Below are 17389 nucleotides of genomic sequence, written 5' to 3' on the forward strand. Positions count from 1 at the left end.
TCATGTCCGGCGCGGTCGGGTTCACTGCCGGCCGGCGGCGGCGTCGGCCTTGTCGACCCCGTCCCAGACGCTCCGGTACCAGGGACGGTCGGCGGCACCGAGTTCGGCGCGTGCCTGCTTGGCCGCGTCCGGGTCGACGACGACGAACCCCGTCTCCCCGGGCATCACGTAGTGCAGCCGCAGCCGGATCTGCTGCTCGGCGTAGGCGTCGTCCTGCCAGCGTGCCTTGAGGTCGCGCAGGTCCTCGACCCGGTCGCGGGTCTCCTGCTGCTCCCGCTGGAGGTCGGCGATCTCGGCGCGCTGGGCGACGTACTGCCGTATCGGATAGGCGAGCGCCACGACGAGCGAGCAGAGCACCATCGCGAGCAGCGCGGCCCGGCCGGTCAGCCGGGAGCGACGGGCCTGGCGCTTGGTCTGCGAGCGGTAGACCCGGGCCGCGGTCTGTTCCCCGATGATCCGGATCCTGGTCGCGGTGGAGAAACGGTCCCGGTCCTTCACCGCCATGTCTGTCCCCGCCTCCGCCTTCACGTCGTCATACGTGCGTACGTCCCCGCACACGGTACGGGACCGAGTACGGGGACGTACGTACGACGCTGCCTACGACGGCGGCGCTCAGCCCTTGAAGCGGGGGAACGCGCTGCGGCCGGCGTACACCGCGGCGTCGTCGAGGATCTCCTCGATGCGCAGTAGCTGGTTGTACTTGGCGACGCGCTCGGAGCGGGCCGGGGCACCGGTCTTGATCTGGCCGCAGTTGGTGGCGACGGCCAGGTCGGCGATGGTGACGTCCTCGGTCTCGCCGGAGCGGTGGGACATCATGCACTTGAAGCCGTTGCGCTGGGCCAGCTCCACGGCGTCCAGGGTCTCGGTCAGCGAACCGATCTGGTTGACCTTGACCAGCAGCGCGTTGGCGGCGCCGTCCTCGATGCCGCGGGCCAGGCGCTCGGGGTTGGTGACGAACAGGTCGTCGCCGACGATCTGGACCTTGTCGCCGAGCTTGTCGGTGAGGACCTTCCAGCCATCCCAGTCGTCCTCGAACAGCGGGTCCTCGACGGAGACCAGCGGGTACGCCTCGACCAGCTCGGCGTAGTACTCGGTCATCTCGGCGGCGGTGCGCTCCTTGCCCTCGAAGGTGTAGGAGCCGTCCTTGTAGAACTCGGACGCGGCGACGTCGAGCGCCAGGGCGATCTGCTCGCCGGGGGTGTAGCCGGCCTCCTTGATCGCCTCGAGGATGAGGTCGAGGGCGTCGCGGTTGGAGCCGAGGTTCGGCGCGAAGCCGCCCTCGTCGCCGAGGCCGGTGGCCAGGCCCTTCTTCTTCAGGACCTTCTTGAGGGTGTGGTAGACCTCGGCGCCCCAGCGCAGGGCCTCGGAGAAGGACTCCGCGCCGATCGGGGCGATCATGAACTCCTGGATGTCCACGTTGGAGTCGGCGTGCGAGCCGCCGTTCAGGATGTTCATCATCGGCACCGGCAGCAGGTGCGCGTTGGGGCCGCCCAGGTAGCGGAAGAGCGGCAGGTCGCTGGCCTCGGAGGCGGCGTGGGCGACGGCGAGGGAGACGCCCAGGATGGCGTTGGCGCCGAGCGAGCCCTTGTTGTCGGTCGCGTCCAGGTCGGACATGGCCTGGTCGATCAGGCGCTGCTCGGTGGCGTCGTAGCCGACCAGCTCCGGGCCGATCTGCTCGATGACGGCGAGGACGGCCTTCTCGACACCCTTGCCGAGGTAACGGCTCGGGTCGCCGTCACGGAGTTCGACGGCCTCGAAGGCACCGGTGGAGGCGCCGGACGGAACGGCGGCACGACCCGTGCTGCCGTCGTCGAGGCCGACCTCGACCTCGACCGTGGGGTTGCCTCGGGAGTCCAGGATTTCCCGGGCTACGACGACGTCGATGGACGGCACGAGCATCTCCTTCTTCAATGTGACGCTTCGGTGTGACGCGCGGGTCCACAGGACCGCAGCGGCTCTGCGGGACCGAGCCTAACCGGCTCCGGGCGATCGGCCAGCCGATCGCCCACCCGCTGGACAGAACCGAGAGTAAATTGTTTCCGAACGGAACAAAGACGTTTCCGGAAACAGCACCCGAATCGGGGGCGCAAAAATCCCGCCCCGGTGCGTACGGGGGAACACGCACCGGGGCGGGAGTCGCGGGGGCCGCCGCCTACTTGAGGTGGAGCTGCTGGCCCGGGTAGATCAGGTCGGCGTCGTCGACGATGTCGCCGTTCAGCTTGAACAGCTTCGCCCAGCCGCCCTCGACCTCGTGCTCCTCGGCGATCGAGCTGAGGGTGTCACCCTTGACGACCTTGTACTCGCCGTCGCCCTTCTCGACCTTGGTGCCGGTCGGGGTGGTGACGGTCTTCTTCTCGGCCTTCTGCTCGGCCTGCTTCTCGGCCGCCGGGCGCTCGGAGGAGCGGGAGGCCTTCTGCTCGCTGGAGCGCTCCGCGCTGGAGCCGCTGCTCTGGCTCTCCGAGCTCTCGGAGCTGCCGGAGCTCTCGGAGCTGCCGGAGTCGCCGCCGGTGTACGCGGCGCCCGACAGGCCGGTGCCGCAGACCGGCCAGGCACCCTTGCCCTGGCCCGCGAGCACCTTCTCGGCGATCTCGATCTGCTGCGCCTTGCTCGCCTGGTTGGCGGTGGAGGCGTACTGCGTACCGCCGTAGGCGGCCCAGGTGGAGCTGGAGAACTGCAGACCGCCGTAGTAACCGTTGCCGGTGTTGATGGACCAGTTGCCGCCGGACTCGCACTGGGCGACGGCGTCCCACTCGGACGCGGTGGCGGCGGAGGCGTTGCCGGCCGCCATCAGCGGGGCGGCGACGGCGGCACCGGTGACGCCTGCGACGGCGATGACACGGGTGGCCTTGGACGGGCGACGGTGCTTGCCCTTGCCGGAAAACAGCATGGTTGATCCCCTCACCGACGCCTGCGAGGTGAGCTGTCGGGTTCGGGCCGGTTGAGTTGCCCGGCCGGGTTCCTTGACGGAACTCGGCTCCACCCCTAGCCGCTCCGGCTCAACTGCCCGGTGCGGCACTTACCTTGGGTCCCCCGCTCCTGCCTTCGGCGCTTGACGCGACGACTGTTCCCGTACGGCCGCTGGCAGGATTCGGCGTTGCGGCTGTCGGGGCCCGCGGTGGCGAGCGGTCATGACCGTAGACACGCGCTCCGCGGATTTTCAAAGACGATCACGGCTTCTGAGACCTATCTCTCACGAGATCCAAAACGGACATACGGTCTCTAACCGTGACGTGAACTCCCTCTACTTTTCGCCCGATTCGCCCGCGACCGTGAGTGTCTGACCGGGCAGGATGTGGTCGGGGTCCGCACCGACGACCCGCTCGTTGTCGGCGTACAGCGCACGCCATCCGCCGTCGACGCCAAAGGAGTCGGCGATGGCCCAGAGACTGTCGCCGGAGCGGACGATGTACGAGCCTCCGTCGGCCTCCCGCGAATCATCGTCACGCGAGGCGTGCCGCCCCGCCGCGTTGTCCGTGAGGCCCCGCTTCACCGTGTTCTCGTCGGCACTGTCGCCGCGATGGCGGCCCGCACCGGACGTGCCGTCGGTGCCCTCCGGTTCGGCACTCGCCGAGGAGTCGGTTTCCGGCGATGTGCCCGGCTTGGCGGTTTGGTCCGCATCGTCGGACGGGGCGTCAGAAGCGGACGAGGAGGGTGAGGAAGAGGGCGAAGGGGACGAAGGGGATCCTTCGGAAGCCGACTCCGGCGCCTCGGATGACTCGGATGACTCGGACGTCTGGGACGACTCGGGCTTTTCCGTGCTGGCGGGCGATTCGGACGACTTGGACGTGTCCGTGTCCGTGCCCGTCTCCCCCGAGGTGTCCGAGGAATCCGAGGTGTCCGAGGAATCCGAGGTGTCCGGGGTGTCCGAACCCTCCGACGCGCCGTCACCGGCCGCGTCCGAGCCACTGTCCGTGAGCCCCGAGTCGTTGCCCAGACCCGCCAGCAGGCCGCAGGTCGGCCAGGCGGCGATGCCCTGGTCCGCGTGTATCTTCTCGGCGATTCTTATCTGCTGGGAGCGACTGGCCTGGTCGGCGCTGGGCGCGTACTCCAGACCGCCGTACTGCTCCCAGGCCTCCTGCGACAACTGCAGACCGCCGTAGTACCCGTTGCCGCTGTTCTGGCTCCAGGCGCCGCCGGTCTCGCACTGGGCGACCTGGTCCCAGTTCGCCGAGTCGGCCGCGTGGGCGCCGGTGGCGCCGAGCAGCGGGATCGCGATGGCGGAGCCGGTCACTCCGGCGGCGACGACCAGGGCGGGAGCCTGGCGGGGGCGACGGTGACGACCGTTCCCGGAGAGCATGCGACGACCTTTCACGAGACGACGGGGACCGCGCGGCGGGTGATGCTGGGCGCCACGCTGATTCGTGAACGTATAGGCAGATGATCGCTTGTCACAAGTTCATGCCGCGCAGATCACGTGAAGATCACAGAGTTGAGCGCGTGTCACTTTTGCGTTGACGACGCAACGTTGTCGGTCGATGACGCGAACGGCGTGAACGATACGGGCAAGGTGCGCAGGCCTCGCATGATGAGCCCGCCGCGCCACCGGAGTTCGGCGGGGTCCGCGGCGAAGGCGAGGTCCGGCAGGCGGGTGAGGAGCGTGGCGAGCGCCGTCTGCCCCTCCAGCCGGGCGAGCGGGGCGCCGAGGCAGTAGTGGATGCCGTGGCCGTATCCCAGGTGCTGGCTGTCGCGGCGGGCGAGGTCCAGGGTGTCCGGCTCCGTGAATCGCTCCGGGTCCCGGTCGGCGGCGGCGAGGACGACGAGGACGGGATCGCCCGCCGCGACGTCCTGCCCGCCGACGGTCAGCGGCCGGGTGGCGAAGCGCCAGGTCGCCATCTCCACCGGGCCGTCGTAGCGCAGGAGTTCCTCGACGCCGGTCTCCAGCAGGCCGCGCTCACCGGCGGCGAGGGACGTCTGGAGCCGGGTTCGCTGCTCGGGGTGGGTGAGCAGGGCGTACACCCCGTTACCGATGAGGTTGACCGTGGTCTCGAAACCTGCGAAGAGCAGGATGAAGGCCATCGCGGCGACCTCGTTCTCGGTGAGGTGCTCGCCGTGGTCGGAGGCGCGGATCAGCCCGGAGACGAGGTCCTCGCCGGGGCCCGGCTCGGGCGGCAGCGCGGCGCGCTTGCGGTGGATGAGGTCGGCGAGATAGCCCCGCATCTTCTTCACCGACCGCGCGACCCCGCCCCGCGGTCCACCCCCGTGACGAATCATCATGCCCGCCCAGTCCCGGAAGTCGTCCTGGTCCTCGCGGGGTACGCCGAGCAGGTCGCAGATGGCGTAGATGGGCAGCGGGAAGGCGAACTCGTGGATCAGGTCGGCGGAGCCGGTGGCCGCGAACCGGCCGATGAGGTCGTCGGCCAGCTCCTGCACCCGGGGCGCGAACTCGGCGACCCGGCGGGGCGTGAACGCCTTGCTGACCAGGCGGCGCAGCCTGGTGTGGTCGGGCGGGTCGATGTTCAGCAGATGGGTCATCAACTCGGCCTTCCGCTCCCCCGGAATGCCGGTCTTGCCCTTGGCGTGCGCGGGCTCGTCGTGGTGCGCCGGGTTCTTGGACAGCCGCGGGTCGGCGAGGGCCTGCTTCGCGTCGGCATACCGGGTGACCAGCCAGGCCTCCACCCCGCTGGGCAGCCGGGTGCGGTGCACGGGGGCGTGTTCACGCAGCCAGGCGTACGCCGGGTAGGGGTCGCTCGCGAACTCCCAGGTGAACAGCTCGGGGACGGGACCGTCGGACGTGCGGTCGCCGGGGGCGGGCCGGTGGGCGGGGGCGGGCCGGTGGCCGCTCACGCCTCGACGTCCCTGATCGCGTCCCGGTACGCCCGGGCCGCCGCTCTCAGGGCCGCTTCCGGGTCGGTGCCCTCGGCCTCGGCGCGGGCCGCGAGGGCCAGGAGTTCGTAGCCGACGCCCTCGCCGGTGGGCAGGGGGACCGGGAGGTCGGCCGTGCGGGCGCGGGAGGCGAGCTTGGCGGCGAGGGCGAGGCCGGGCTGGCCGAGCGGGACGCCCTCGGTGACCGAGGTGCGCTGCTTCTCGGCGGCCTTGGTGCGCAGCCAGTGCTCGCGGACCTCTTCCGGGGTGGCGGCCGTCTCGTCGCCGAAGACGTGCGGGTGGCGGTGGACGAGCTTGTCGACGATGGTGCCGGCCACGTCGTCGACGGAGAACGGGGCGTCCGGGTCCTCCTCCGCGATGCGGGCGTGGAAGACGACCTGGAGGAGCACGTCGCCCAGCTCCTCGCGCAGTTCCTCGCGGTCGCCGTCCTCGATGGCCTCGACGAGTTCGTACGCCTCCTCGATGGCGTACTTGGCCAGCCCCTTGTGGGTGCGCTGGGAGGACCACGGGCAGTCGAGGCGGATGCGGTCCATGACCTGGACGAGGTCGAGGAGGCGGGCGCCCGGGAGGTCGTAGGAGGCGGGGAGCAGCTCCAGGTCGGGCATGTGGACGCGGCCGGAGCCGGCGAGGCGGGCCAGGCCGTCGGTGAGCGCGGGGTCGCCCTCACCGGTCGCGACGACCACCGCCGTGCGGCCGCCGGCGCAGGCGTCCACCAGTTCCTCGGCGGTCGGGGCGGCCTCGTCGACCCGTATGCCCGCCTCGCGCAGATACGGCAACTGCGGGTGGGCCGCGTCGGCGCACAGGACGCGGTCGGCGCTGCGCAGGGCCTGCCAGGCGGGCCAGGACAGCAGGCCGGGGGCGACGCGGTGGCTGGTGGTGAGCAGGACGATGCGGCCCGGGTCCGCGGCGGTCGCGTCGGCGGTGGTTGCGTTCACTCCCCGAACCTAACGCACGCCGCCGACGGCCCCCGAGTTGTCCACAGGGGGCCGTGCGCGGGACCGGCGGGAGCGTTACAGGACCGGAAGGGGCGTTACGGGACCGGCGGGAGCAGCGCTATGCCGTCTGCTGGGTCCCTGCCGCTGTGACCTCCCGCAGCCACGGCACCTCGGTGTCGACGCGGCTGCTCTTCTCGACGTCCCAGGCGCCGTAGCGCGGGTTGAGGTCGACGTCGAGCTTCTTGGACGCCTTGGACAGGGCCTGCCAGAACTCCGGCCGGCTGGTGTCGGTGCCGAGGCTCTGGGCGAGCTTCTGGGCCTCGAGCTGGAGACGGAGGTTGGCGTCGAGGCGCTCGGGGGCGACGCCGTACTGCTGGAGCCAGACGGTCTCAAGCTGCTCGGGGCCGCCCGCCTGCTCCTCCAGGCCGCCGCGCATCTGCTGCACTTCCTTGCGGGTGACGCTCACCCCGGCGTCCTGGGCGGCGCGGTGCAGGACCTGGTCGAGGACCATGCCGTGCAGGGTGTCGCGGGTGAGGGTGCCGGTCCTGGCGACGACCTGCTGGTACTGGGCGTCGTCCGGGACGGCGGCGCGCTGCGCCTCGCGCACCTCGTCCACGCGGTTCTCGAGCTGGGCGACGGTGATCCGCTGGTCGCCGACGACGGCTGCCGCGCCCGGATGCGCGTCGTTGCCGCAGGCGGCGAGCAGGGGTGCCGCGGCGACGATCGCGGCGGTGAGGAGAAGCGCGGAGCGACGGCGACTGCGGCGGTGCAAGGGAACCTCCCGATTGGAGATTGTGCGACGGTGCACAAAGTCTTGCGATGATCGATGGTAGGCAGTGGCCAGGCTCTGGCCAACCCATTGGACCAACGATTCACCAGGACTTCGGGCACCGCCTCACCGTCCCGCGGGAGGGGAGGGCCCTCGGCCGCGTACCTGGCCGAGCCACTGGAGGGTGCGCCGGAGTCTCGTGCGCGGCGGCGCGGTCGCCGGCGCTGTACTGACTCTCGCAGCGATGTCACGCCGACCCGTAGGGTGCCCGGATGATTGCGGTACCAGAGGAGTTCGCGCGCGGCACTGTCGGGCGCGAAGGAGAACCTGGATCGGCGTGGCTCGCCGAACTTCCCGGGATCGTCGATGACCTGCTGGACGCCTGGGGCTGTGTGCCGGACGGCGAGGTCATGCACGGAGGTGTCGGGGTGATCGTCCCGGTGCGACGGCTGACCGGCGATGCCGCAGTACTGAAGGTGTCGTTTCCGCATCCCGGCAATGTCCATGAGCCGGACGCGTTCGCGGCGTGGTGCGGGCGCGGCGCTGTTCTCCTGCACAAACGGGACGACGAACGGTTCGCGATGCTGCTCGAACGGGCCCAGACCTCGACTCTGGCGGAGGTTGAGGACGGGGACGAGGTGATGGCGGTGGCGGGGCGGATCAATCGCCGTCTGGCTGTCCCCGCGCCGCCCGGCCTGCCCCGGCTCAGCGATGGGGCGAACACCTGGGAGGAGCAGCTTCGCAAGGATGCCAGGGAGCTGACACACACGCTGTCGCGCCACGTACTGGATGCTGCCGTGGCGACCATCCGGGAGCTGGGCCGCGCCCAGCCCGGCACTCTCCTCCACGGCGACCTGCACGCTCGCAACATTCTGCGCGCCGACCGCGAGCCGTGGCTGGCCGTCGACCCCAAGGGGTACGTCGGGGACCCCGCGTACGACGGCGGCACGCTGCTCAAGGCGCGCGCCCTGGTGCTCCTCGAAGCGGACGACCTGCGCAAGGCTGTTCACCGCGCCTTGGACGTCTTCGCCGAAGCTGCGGAACTCGATCGCGGACGCGTCCGGCGTTGGGCCCAGTTCCATGCCGTCCAGGCTGCGTTCTGGGGCCGTCGTCACGGATTCCGTATCGCCCGCAGCGGACCGCGGCTGGACTGGCTCACCGAATTCGCGGACGGCCTGGCAGAGTTGCTCACGGAACCGCACTCTCGCCGGTGAGGGTGGCTCCGCACTGCTTGAGCATGATCGTCTTGTCCGGCGCGGTGACCGGCAGTTCGTACTTCAGCGCCACTTGCGTGAACCGGACCGAGTAGGAGCAGCGGATCGCCTTGCTGGGCGGCAGCCAGGACGCGGGACCCGAGTCCTGCTTCGCCGAGTTGGCGCGGCCCTGGACGGGGAGCAGGTTGAGCGGGTCGTTCGCGAGTTGCTCGCGCTTGCTCTCCGGCCACCGGGCCGATCCCATCTGCCAACTGTACGAGAGCGGTACGACGTGGTCGATCTGTACCTCGCTCGCCTTCTGCTTGCGCCACTCGATGCTCTTGCCGGTGTACGGATCGGCCAGCGTCATGGCGACGACCACGCAGTCCGAGCCGGAGCGGAAACGCAGCTCCTGGCCGTCGCGTTTGAGCAAGTCGTTCCGCGTGTCACAACCGTTCCTCGCCAGCGGTACGCCGTCCGCCGTGTCCATCCAGGCGTAGCCGAACTCGTCGCGGTCGTAGCCCGTCTTGGGGCCGCGCCCCTTGGTCTCCAGGCCGTCGATGAGCTTACGGGCGGTCGCCTCGTCGGTGTCGCCGGTGAGCGGGGCGAGGCCGGGTTCGGTTCCGTCCGGGTTGTCCAGCGGGCTGACGGCCCGGCCCTCGCGGTCCGATGCCTCGGGGGCCGGCGCCTCGGCGCCGCTGCCCGAGGAGGGGGTCCCGTCGCCGTCGAGACCCTCGCATCCGGTGACCAGGGACAGGGCCACAATCGCGCCCGCGGCCCATCCGGTACGACTCCTGCTGTGCCGCCTCATGGGCGCCCCTCCCCTTGCCGTTCGCCGGTTTCACCGTAGCGACCGAGAGGTCCAGACCATAGTGGGCCACAGTAGGCTTTAGTGGGCATGCTGGACATATCTGCCGTACCGTCGACAGTGAGTCACGTCTCGGAAGGAGCTCTGCATGGGCATCCTCGACAAGATGAAGAGCATGGCCGGCAAGGACAAGGACAAGTCAAGGAAGATGTCCGACGCCGCCGAACGCCAGGTCAACCAGCGGACCGGCGGCAAGTACGAGAAGCAGGTCGACTCCGCGCAGCAGCAGGCCGAGGGCAAGCTCGGTTTCGGCCGCGAGCAGGGTGGCGAGGGGCCGGAGCGGTAGTAGCCCGCTCCGTTACCTGGACCTGAACCTGGACCTGGGCCTGCGTCGAAGCCGTCCATGGGCATGTCCCGTGGACGGCTTCCCCATCGGTGTGCAGAGCCATCGGTGTGGCCACGGCCCGAGGACCGAAGCCGCCACGAAGCGAGGATCGAGGCCGTCAGGACCAGGGTCGAGGCCGTCAGGACCCGAGGATCGAGGCCAGGAACTCTCCCACCCAGCCGAGCAGCTCCCGCCCGACCAGCGGCTTGCCGCCGACCTTCGCGGTCTTCGGGCGCGGCACGAGCACCTGGTGCGTGCCCGCCTTGATGACGCTGCCGGGGTAGAGCCGCTTGAGCCTCAGCTCCTGGGACTCGCGCAACTCCACCGGCGCGAAGCGGATGTTGTTGCCCTGGAGCACGATCTCGCCGACGGCGCACGCCCGCGCGAGCATGCGCAGGCCCGCGACCAGCAGCAGGTTCTCCACCGGCTCCGGCAACTTGCCGTAACGGTCGACGAGTTCCTCGCGTACGGCCTTGACGTCCTCCTCGCTGTTCGCGGAGGCGATGGACCGGTACGCCTGGAGCCGCAGCCGCTCGCCGGGGGCGTAGTCGTGCGGGACGTGCGCGTCGACGGGCAGCTCGATCTTGACCTCGAGCGGCGGCTCCTCCTCCACACCGCCCTCGAGGGAGGCCCGGTAGTCGGCGACGGCCTCGCCGACCATCCGCACGTACAGGTCGAAGCCGACGCCGGCGATGTGGCCGGACTGCTCGCCGCCGAGCAGGTTGCCCGCGCCGCGGATCTCCAGGTCCTTCATCGCCACGTACATGCCCGCGCCCATCTCGGTGTGCTGGGCGATGGTCGCCAGGCGCTCGTGCGCCGTCTCCGTCAGGGGCTTCTCCGGCGGGTACAGGAAGTACGCGTAGCCGCGCTCGCGGCCCCGGCCGACGCGGCCGCGCAACTGGTGGAGCTGGCTGAGGCCGAAGTTGTCGCCGCGCTCGACGATGAGGGTGTTGGCGTTGGAGATGTCGATGCCGGACTCGACGATGGTCGTGGAGACCAGCACGTCGAACTTCTTCTCCCAGAAGTCGACCACGACCTGTTCCAGCGCCTGCTCGGACATCTGGCCGTGGGCCGTGGCGATGCGCGCCTCGGGGACGATCTCGCGCAGCCGGGCCGCCGCGCGGTCGATGGACTCGACACGGTTGTGGATGTAGAAGACCTGGCCCTCGCGCAGCAGCTCGCGGCGGACCGCGGCGCCGATCTGCCGGTGCTCGTAGGGGCCGACGAAGGTCAGCACCGGATGGCGTTCCTCGGGCGGGGTGGTGATCGTGGACATCTCGCGGATGCCGGTGACCGCCATCTCCAGGGTGCGCGGGATGGGGGTGGCGGACATGGTCAGCACGTCGACGTTGGCGCGGAGCTTCTTGAGCTGCTCCTTGTGCTCGACGCCGAAGCGCTGCTCCTCGTCGACGATGACCAGGCCCAGGTCCTTGAACTTGGTCTCCGAGGCGAACAGGCGGTGGGTGCCGATGACGATGTCCACCGAACCCTCGCGCAGGCCCTCCAGGGTCGCCTTGGACTCGGTGTCGGTCTGGAAGCGGGAGAGCGCCCGCACGTTCACGGGGAACTGCGCGTACCGCTCGCCGAACGTTCCGAAGTGCTGCTGCACCAGCAGGGTCGTGGGGACGAGTACGGCCACCTGCTTGCCGTCCTGGACGGCCTTGAAGGCGGCGCGGACCGCGATCTCTGTCTTGCCGTAGCCGACGTCGCCGCAGATGAGGCGGTCCATGGGGACCGTCTTCTCCATGTCGTCCTTGACCTCGGCGATGGTGGTGAGCTGGTCCGGCGTCTCCACGTAGGGGAAGGCGTCCTCCAGCTCGCGCTGCCAGGGGGTGTCCGCGCCGAACGCGTGTCCGGGCGCCGCCATCCGCGCGCTGTACAGCTTGATCAGGTCGGCGGCGATCTCCTTGACCGCCTTCTTGGCGCGGGCCTTGGTCTTGGTCCAGTCGGCGCCGCCGAGACGGTGCAGGGTGGGGGCCTCACCGCCGACGTACTTGGTGATCTGCTCCAACTGGTCGGTGGGGATGTAGAGCCGGTCGCCGGGCTGGCCGCGCTTGGCGGGGGCGTACTCCACGACCAGGTACTCGCGGGTGGCGCCCTGGACGGTGCGCTGCACCATCTCGATGTAGCGGCCGACGCCGTGCTGCTCGTGGACGATGTAGTCGCCCGCCTCCAGGGTGAGCGGGTCGATGGTCTTGCGGCGCCTGGCGGGCATCCGGGCGCCCTCGCGGCCCGCCGCCCGCTGACCGGTCAGGTCGGTCTCGGTGAGCACGGCGAGCTTGAGGGCCTGGTCGACGAAGCCGTGCTCGACCGAGCCGCAGGAGACGTGCACGACGGAGGGGCTGAGCGTGCCCAGGTCCTTGTCGAGGCGGGCGGCGATGCCCTCGCCGCCGAGGACCTCGACGGTGCGGGCGGCCGGGCCGTGGCCCTCGGTGACGTAGACCGCGCGCCAGCCGTCGGCGAGCCAGCCCTTGGTGTCGGCCAGTGCCTTGGCGGTGTCGCCGCGGTAGGTCTCGGGGGCGTGCATGCCGAGCTTGAGGGTGTCGGCGTCGTCCAGCGCGTCGTCGGCGGCGAACGGCGACACCGACCACCACATCATGTCCAGCTCGCGGGCCCGGTCCCGGACGTCCGCGATGGACCACAGGGAGGCCGCGTCGACGTCGATCGGCGCCTCGCCGCCGCCCGCGGTGGCCGCCCAGGACGCCTGGAGGAACTCCTGCGACGTCGCGACCAGGTCGGCGGCCCTCGTACGCACCCGCTCCGGGTCGCAGACCAGGGCCATCGAGCCCTTGGGCAGCACGTCGAGGAGCAGTTCCATGTCGTCGACGAGGACGGGCGCCAGGGACTCCATGCCCTCGACGGCGATGCCCTCGGCGATCTTTCCGAGCAGTTCGCCCAGTTCGGGGTGGTCCTCGGCGAGGACCCGCGCGCGCTCGCGCACGTCGTCGGTGAGCAGCAGCTCGCGGCAGGGCGGGGCCCACAGGCCGTGCTCGGCGACCTCCAGGGAGCGCTGGTCGGCGACCTTGAAGTAGCGGATCTCCTCGACGTCGTCGCCCCAGAACTCGACGCGCAGGGGGTGCTCCTCGGTCGGCGGGAACACGTCCAGGATGCCGCCGCGCACGGCGAACTCCCCACGCTTCTCCACCAGCTCGACACGCGCGTACGCGGCCGCGGCCAGGGCCTGGACGATCTCCTCCAGGTCGACGCTCTGCCCGGAGCGCAGCGCCACAGGATCCAGGTCGCCGAGGCCCTTGACCTGGGGCTGGAGCACGGAACGCACCGGCGCGACGACGACGGAGACCGGGCCGGTCTCGGGGTCGTCGGGGCGGGGGTGGGCCAGGCGCCGCAGGACGGCCAGGCGACGGCCGACGGTGTCGCTGCGGGGGCTGAGCCGCTCGTGCGGGAGGGTCTCCCAGGACGGGTACTCCACGACGCCCTCGGGCGGCAGCAGTGAACGCAGCGCCGCGGCCAGGTCCTCCGCCTCGCGTCCCGTCGCCGTCACCGCCAGCACGGGGCGGCCCGTGTCGCGGGCCAGGGCTGCGACCGCGAAGGGGCGGGCCGCGGGCGGGCCGACCAGGTCGACGTGCATGCGGTTGCCGTCTGCGGCCGCGGAGATCGCTTCCGCGAGGGCGGTGTCCTTGACGACGGCGTCGAGCAGACCGTGCAGGCTCATGGAGGGGGCGCTTCCGTCCTGGGGTGGGACAACACGAATAACCCGACGCGGTGAGGGTCGGGGGTCTCCAGCGTACGTCGCTGCGCGGACGGACGCCGGGGGCTGTGGACGGCGCGGGGTGCGGGGTGCCGGACGCGGAGTGCCGGGCACGAGGCGCCGGGCACGAGGCGCCGGGCACGGGGCGCGGGGTCCCGGGTGCCGGGTGCCGGGTGGGTGGGCGCAGGCCGGGTCGGTGGGCCGGAAAGGTGTCGACTCGGTGGGCTGACGGGTGCCGACTCGGTGGGACGGAAGGTGGTCCACGAAAGAAGGCCGGCACCGGAGGCCTCATGGTCTCCGGTGCCGGGCTCTCCCCCGCAACCCCCGTGTGCGGTGGCTGTCGGGCCGCTACTCCGTCGCGATGGCGTTCAGGACGTTCATGCGGCCCGCCCGGAATGCCGGGACCAGGGCGGCGAACAGGCCCACGAAGGCCGAACCGACGAAGACCCCGATGATCGTCGGCCACGGGATGTCGAGGACGTTCAGTCCCTCCAGGGCGAGCAGCTTCTGCGCGGTGGCGCCCCAGCCCATGCCCAGCCCGAGGCCCAGCAGGGCGCCGAAGAGGGCGATGACGACGGACTCCATGCGGATCATGCGGCGTAGCTGGCGGCGGGAGAGGCCGATCGCCCGCATCAGGCCGATCTCCCGGGTCCGCTCGACCACCGACAGCGCCAGGGTGTTCACCACACCGAGGACGGCGACGATGATCGCCAGGGCGAGCAGGCCGTAGACCATGTTCAGCAACTGGCCGACCTGGTCCTTCAGCTCCTGCTTGTAGTCGGTCTGGTCGGCCACCTGGTACTGCGGGTAGGCGTCCAGGGACTTCTTCAGCGCCGCGTACGCCTGGTCGGCCTGGCCGTCCTTCGCCTTGGCGAACATGATCGTGTTCGGCGGGACGCTGTCGGCCGGCAGGTACTTGCGCATCGTCTCGAGGCTGATGTACCGGGCGCCCTGGTCGATGGCCACGTCGTCGCTCGTGATCGCGGCGACCTTGAGCTTCGCGGTCTCACCGCCCTTGAAGGCGACGGAGAGGGTGTCCCCGACGTGCACGCCGTGCTTCTCGGCGTAGTCCGAGCCGACCGACATGGCGTCGGTGCCGTAGGCGGCGGTGAGCTTGCCCTCCGTCGTCGCGCGGCGCACGTCCTGGGCGTAGGTCGGGTCCGCGGCCGTGACGCCGTCGTCGTCCGTCTTGCCGTCGGGCGAGGTCAGCGTGGCCTCGAGCACCTTGTAGCGGGTGACGTGCTCCAGGCCGGGCGTGTCCTGCATGGCCTTCTCGGCCTGCGGGACGATCCGCTGGTTGCCCTGGACGATGAAGTCCGCGCCGACCGTCTTGTCCAGCTCGCTCGTGGCCGAGGCGACCATGGAGGAGCCGACGACCGAGAGGCAGGCCACCAGCGCGAGGCCGATCATCAGAGCGGCACCCGTGGCGCCGGTGCGGCGCGGGTTGCGCAGGGCGTTGCGCTCGGCCAGCCGGCCCACCGGACCGAAGGCCCGCAGCAGCACCGCGCTGATCACCCGCACCACGAAGCCGGCCAGCAGCGGGCCGATGACGACGAAACCGATGAGCGAGAGCACGATGCCCGCGCCGAGCATCAGCGCACCGTCGCTCGCCTTGTCGGCGCCGGCCGCCGTGAGCAGGGCCGCCGCGCCGGAGCCGGTGAGCACCAGGCCGATCAGGCCGCGTATCCAGCCGGCCTTGCCGTCGGCCGGCGTACCGGCGTCGCGCAGAGCGGCCATCGGGGAGATCCTGCCGGCGCGGCGGGCCGGGATGTAGGCGGCCAGGACGGTGACCACGATGCCGAGGACCAGGCCGACCACGGGGGTCGCCGTCTTGATGGTCAGGTCGTCGGTGGACAGGTTCATGCCCGCCGACGACATCAGCTTCATCAGGCCGACGGCGATTCCGACACCGGCCGCGACACCGAGGATCGAGCCGACGACGCCGAGAAGGAGCGCCTCGACCAGCACCGAGCGGTTGACCTGCCGACGGGAGGAACCGATGGCCCGCATCAGGCCGATCTCGCGGGTGCGCTGGGCGACCAGCATGGAGAAGGTGTTGATGATCAGGAAGATGCCGACCAGGAACGCGATACCGGCGAAGCCGAGCATGGCGTACTTGATGACGTCCATGAACTCGCCGATGCCCTCACGGTTCTCGTCGGCGTTCTCCTTGCCCGTCTGGACCTTGTAGGTGCCGCTGCCCAGGGACTCGGTGACGTTCTGCTTCAGCCGCGCGTCGGAGACGCCGGCCTCGGCGGTGACGTTGAGCTGGGTGAACTTTCCGGTACCGCCGAGCAGTTCACGCTGGGCGGTGGGCGTGTCGAAGTAGAGGACAGCGGCGCCGGGGTTGGTCACGGTGAAGGAGGCGATGCCGACGATCTTCGCCTTGAAGTCGCCGGTCTGCGCGATGGTGCGCAGTTCGTCGCCGAGCTTCAGGTCGTGCTTGTCGGCGGTGTCGGCGTCGACCATCACCTCGGTCGGCCCGCGCGGGGCGTGCCCGGAGGTGATCTCCATCGACCGCAGGTCGTTCTTCGTCCAGTTCCCCGCGATGGTCGGGGCGCCGCTGGTGGCGCCCACGTTGTCGTTGTCCTTGTCGACGACGGTCACGTTCATCGAACTGACCGCGCCCTCGGCCGACTTGACGCCCTCGGCGCCCCGGGCCCGCTCGAGCGCGGAGGCTGGCAGGGCCTCGGGCACGCCGCTCTGCGGGGTGTCGTCGCTCTTGGCGTCCTTCGGCATGACCGTCACGTCGGACGAGGTGACCGCGAAGAGCTTGTCGAAGGTGGTGTTCATCGTGTCGGTGAACACCAGGGTGCCGCACACGAACGCCACCGACAGCAGCACCGCCACCGCCGAGAGCGCCATGCGGCCCTTGTGCGCGAAGAAGTTGCGCATCGAAGTCTTCACGACGGTCATGACGTGCGCCCCCGGGCGTCAAAATCCTTCATGCGGTCGAGGACGGCCTCAGCGGTCGGGTGGTGCATCTCGTCCACGATCCGGCCGTCGGCGAGGTACAGCACCCGGTCCGCGTAGCCGGCGGCCACCGGGTCGTGGGTGACCATCACGATGGTCTGGCCCAGCTCGGTGACCGAGCGGCGCAGGAAGCCCAGCACCTCGGCGCCGGCGCGCGAGTCGAGGTTTCCGGTCGGCTCGTCACCGAAGATGATCTCGGGCCGGGCGGCCAGGGCCCGCGCCACCGCGACCCGCTGCTGCTGGCCGCCGGAGAGCTGGGTGGGCCGGTGCTTGAGCCGCCCGGCGAGCCCCACGGTCTCCACGACCCGGTCCAGCCACGCGCGGTCGTACTTGCGGCCGGCGATGTCCATGGGCAGCGTGATGTTCTCGATCGCGTTGAGCGTCGGGAGCAGGTTGAACGCCTGGAAGATGAAGCCGATCCGGTCCCGGCGCAGTTGCGTGAGCCTCTTGTCCTTCAGGCCGGTGATCTCGGTCTCGTCGAGGTAGATCTGCCCGCTGGTGACGGTGTCCAGACCGGCCAGGCAGTGCATCAGCGTGGACTTGCCGGATCCCGACGGGCCCATGATGGCGGTGAACTGGCCGCGGGCGATGTCCACGTCCACGTGGTCGAGGGCGACCACCCGGGTCTCGCCCGATCCGTAGGCCTTCACGACCTGCCGCGCTCGCGCGGCAACGGCCGTACGCCCTCCAGTGCTCCCGTGCGTGGGAATACTTACGGCCGATGTCATGTCAAGTCTCCTATGTCGGTCATCGAGTGAGCCGCCGGTGCCGGCGGTAGCGGCGTACGCTGCCGC

General features: G+C 70.6%; 13 protein-coding genes and 1 riboswitch. Of the genes, 2 read left to right on the forward strand and 11 right to left on the reverse strand.

Features of this window, described 5'->3' with window-relative positions:
* Positions 1-21: 21 nt before the first annotated feature.
* The 7 genes from KUM40_RS08695 to KUM40_RS08725 form a co-directional block, all read right to left on the reverse strand.
* Positions 22-504, reverse strand: coding sequence for a septum formation initiator family protein (locus KUM40_RS08695; protein ID WP_217164670.1), 483 nt, complete (start codon positions 502-504; stop codon positions 22-24).
* Between the two features lie 108 nt (positions 505-612).
* Positions 613-1893, reverse strand: coding sequence for a phosphopyruvate hydratase (eno, locus tag KUM40_RS08700; protein WP_217164671.1), 1281 nt, complete (start codon positions 1891-1893; stop codon positions 613-615).
* A gap of 259 nt (positions 1894-2152) precedes the next feature.
* Positions 2153-2887 (reverse strand): transglycosylase family protein, encoded by a 735-nt coding sequence (locus KUM40_RS08705; RefSeq protein ID WP_217164673.1) that lies wholly within the window; start codon positions 2885-2887, stop codon positions 2153-2155.
* 3 nt (positions 2888-2890) lie between these two features.
* A riboswitch (cyclic di-AMP (ydaO/yuaA leader) is annotated at positions 2891-3058 on the reverse strand.
* A 183-nt stretch (positions 3059-3241) separates the two neighbouring features.
* Positions 3242-4297, reverse strand: coding sequence for a transglycosylase family protein (locus KUM40_RS08710; protein ID WP_217164675.1), 1056 nt, complete (start codon positions 4295-4297; stop codon positions 3242-3244).
* 143 nt (positions 4298-4440) lie between these two features.
* Positions 4441-5709, reverse strand: coding sequence for a cytochrome P450 (locus KUM40_RS08715; RefSeq protein WP_217164772.1), 1269 nt, complete (start codon positions 5707-5709; stop codon positions 4441-4443).
* 71 nt (positions 5710-5780) lie between these two features.
* Complete coding sequence (locus KUM40_RS08720; protein WP_217164677.1) at positions 5781-6758, reverse strand: nucleoside triphosphate pyrophosphohydrolase; 978 nt, start codon at positions 6756-6758, stop codon at positions 5781-5783.
* A gap of 118 nt (positions 6759-6876) precedes the next feature.
* Positions 6877-7530 (reverse strand): SurA N-terminal domain-containing protein, encoded by a 654-nt coding sequence (locus KUM40_RS08725; RefSeq protein WP_217164680.1) that lies wholly within the window; start codon positions 7528-7530, stop codon positions 6877-6879.
* Between the two features lie 269 nt (positions 7531-7799).
* Here KUM40_RS08725 and KUM40_RS08730 point away from each other — a divergent pair, with 269 nt between their 5' ends.
* On the forward strand, positions 7800-8741 hold the full coding sequence (locus KUM40_RS08730; protein ID WP_217164682.1) for an aminoglycoside phosphotransferase family protein: 942 nt from the start codon (positions 7800-7802) through the stop codon (positions 8739-8741).
* Here KUM40_RS08730 and KUM40_RS08735 read toward each other — a convergent pair.
* Positions 8716-9531: an HNH endonuclease family protein gene (locus tag KUM40_RS08735; protein WP_217164684.1), complete on the reverse strand. Its 816-nt coding sequence runs from the start codon at positions 9529-9531 to the stop codon at positions 8716-8718. The two genes, KUM40_RS08730 and KUM40_RS08735, sit on opposite strands and share 26 nt — an antisense overlap.
* A gap of 145 nt (positions 9532-9676) precedes the next feature.
* Between KUM40_RS08735 and KUM40_RS08740 the strand changes: the two genes are divergently transcribed.
* Positions 9677-9874 (forward strand): antitoxin, encoded by a 198-nt coding sequence (locus tag KUM40_RS08740; RefSeq protein WP_217164686.1) that lies wholly within the window; start codon positions 9677-9679, stop codon positions 9872-9874.
* A 178-nt stretch (positions 9875-10052) separates the two neighbouring features.
* Here the strand turns inward: KUM40_RS08740 and mfd are convergent, their stop codons facing one another.
* From mfd to KUM40_RS08755, 3 genes are all read right to left on the reverse strand, one after another.
* Positions 10053-13586, reverse strand: a complete 3534-nt coding sequence (mfd, locus tag KUM40_RS08745) for a transcription-repair coupling factor (protein ID WP_217164688.1) — start codon at positions 13584-13586, stop codon at positions 10053-10055.
* A 384-nt stretch (positions 13587-13970) separates the two neighbouring features.
* The gene (locus KUM40_RS08750) at positions 13971-16538 is read right to left on the reverse strand and encodes an ABC transporter permease (protein WP_217164690.1); all 2568 of its coding nucleotides are present in this window, start codon (positions 16536-16538) and stop codon (positions 13971-13973) included.
* A complete protein-coding gene (locus KUM40_RS08755) occupies positions 16535-17323 on the reverse strand; it encodes an ABC transporter ATP-binding protein (RefSeq protein ID WP_217164692.1) in 789 nt (262 codons plus the stop codon). Before KUM40_RS08755 ends, KUM40_RS08750 begins: the two co-directional genes overlap by 4 nt.
* Positions 17324-17389: the final 66 nt, after the last annotated feature.

This window comes from Streptomyces sp. AC512_CC834 (assembly GCF_019049325.1).
GTDB lineage: Bacteria > Actinomycetota > Actinomycetes > Streptomycetales > Streptomycetaceae > Streptomyces.

Excerpts from the sequence above, each read along its gene's own strand:
- KUM40_RS08695 (WP_217164670.1), bottom strand. The coding sequence starts at position 504 with ATGGCGGTGAAGGACCGGGACCGTTTCTCCACCGCGACCAGGATCCGG.
- KUM40_RS08705 (WP_217164673.1), bottom strand. The coding sequence starts at position 2,887 with ATGCTGTTTTCCGGCAAGGGCAAGCACCGTCGCCCGTCCAAGGCCACC.
- KUM40_RS08710 (WP_217164675.1), bottom strand. The coding sequence starts at position 4,297 with ATGCTCTCCGGGAACGGTCGTCACCGTCGCCCCCGCCAGGCTCCCGCC.
- KUM40_RS08730 (WP_217164682.1), top strand. The coding sequence starts at position 7,800 with ATGATTGCGGTACCAGAGGAGTTCGCGCGCGGCACTGTCGGGCGCGAA.
- KUM40_RS08735 (WP_217164684.1), bottom strand. The coding sequence starts at position 9,531 with ATGAGGCGGCACAGCAGGAGTCGTACCGGATGGGCCGCGGGCGCGATT.
- KUM40_RS08740 (WP_217164686.1), top strand. The coding sequence starts at position 9,677 with ATGGGCATCCTCGACAAGATGAAGAGCATGGCCGGCAAGGACAAGGAC.
- mfd (WP_217164688.1), bottom strand. The coding sequence starts at position 13,586 with ATGAGCCTGCACGGTCTGCTCGACGCCGTCGTCAAGGACACCGCCCTC.
- KUM40_RS08750 (WP_217164690.1), bottom strand. The coding sequence starts at position 16,538 with ATGACCGTCGTGAAGACTTCGATGCGCAACTTCTTCGCGCACAAGGGC.
- KUM40_RS08755 (WP_217164692.1), bottom strand. The coding sequence starts at position 17,323 with ATGACATCGGCCGTAAGTATTCCCACGCACGGGAGCACTGGAGGGCGT.